The 269-nt window shown below is 48.3% G+C and carries 1 protein-coding gene; it reads right to left on the reverse strand.

Annotated features, from left to right (window positions below):
- Window positions 1-269, reverse strand: a 269-nt coding sequence (locus KVT11_RS19980; RefSeq protein ID WP_217609159.1) for an SDR family NAD(P)-dependent oxidoreductase, incomplete at both ends; no start/stop codon positions are given.

The raw sequence follows: 269 nt of genomic DNA on the forward strand, positions 1-269 counted from the left end.
TTTTTAGCGAATTGTTCCATTCCCCATTCAAATGGCTTGCCTGCTTCATCAGCGGTTTGCTGTGCAATCCCCATCATCATAGGCGTTTTTACGATACCCGGACAAAAGGCGTTAACCGTAATGCCTAATTCAGCTAGATCTTTTGCCGCCGTTTGCGTAATCCCGCGAACAGCGAACTTTGTTCCGCCGTAAACTGCCAAGCCCGGGTTACCGACTTGACCGGCTTGAGAAGAAGCATTAATGATTTTCCCGCCGTGTCCAAGTTCTTT

This window comes from Bacillus sp. GbtcB10 (genome assembly GCF_019091365.1).
Taxonomy (GTDB): Bacteria; Bacillota; Bacilli; order Bacillales; family Bacillaceae; genus Bacillus; species Bacillus altitudinis.